The following is an 811-nucleotide window of genomic DNA, read 5'->3' on the forward strand; positions in this document are numbered from 1 at the left end:
CATCGAAACGTTCGCTGCCGAAGAGGGCAGCTATAGCCTGCGGCTGGATACGACGCTGTCGGTGGAGGCTGTGCGTCCGGAGGTGCCCAACCGATGGATCACCGAGCTGGTCAAACACTTCAGTGAGCTTGCTCGCCACCAGACACCTGTCCGAGCCATGGCAAGAACTGACAAGGGCGCCTTCTTGGTTCGTCATGAGAATGGCGCGGACTGGGGGTATCTCTGTGTCAGTTGGAATAAGGATGGGCTTGCTCCCGAAAGCATTAAAAATATATATGATATTGCTGTGGGGGAAGGTACAGGGGTTCATAAGTACAATGGTTCCCATATTCTTTGCAAATTTAAGATGGGCGAGGTTGATTACCACCCATTGCAACACGTCATGGTAGTTCTCGATCATGGCAATTACTCTGTTAATCTATATGTCACGGCGCTCATTGAATATTATGCTCCAGGCGTAGATCATGTAACACCTAGCCGCTATCTGAATCCGCCGGGCAAGGTTAGTAAGTCCGATATATGCCGTATCGTCTATCGCGCCGATGGAAAGAAACCTGACATCGAGTCTGCTAGCAGCGACTTCGATCTGGCCAAGGGTGTACAGCAGACCAAGTTCTCCAGCCTGGTGAACGTTGGGCAGATGTCAGAGTGGCCTGATGAAAATCAAACTTCGCATACGATGACGCTGAAGGTCGGTGCCGCGGAACGCCATTGGCAGATCCAGCTGTACAAGCAACCCGGTAGCGAGACCGGTCCGGCCGAGTGGGTAGCGAAGCTCGCGGAAGTCACCCCGGTGAAAACAACGTTCATC

General features: G+C 52.7%; 1 protein-coding gene. It reads left to right on the forward strand.

Going from position 1 to position 811, the window contains the following annotated elements; genetic code table 11:
- Positions 1–811, forward strand: an 811-nt coding sequence (locus ACNFCI_RS23985; RefSeq protein WP_416768430.1) for a hypothetical protein, incomplete at both ends; no start/stop codon positions are given.

The organism is Pseudomonas sp. NY15356, assembly GCF_048068175.1.
Classification (GTDB): Bacteria; Pseudomonadota; Gammaproteobacteria; order Pseudomonadales; family Pseudomonadaceae; genus Aquipseudomonas; species Aquipseudomonas putida_K.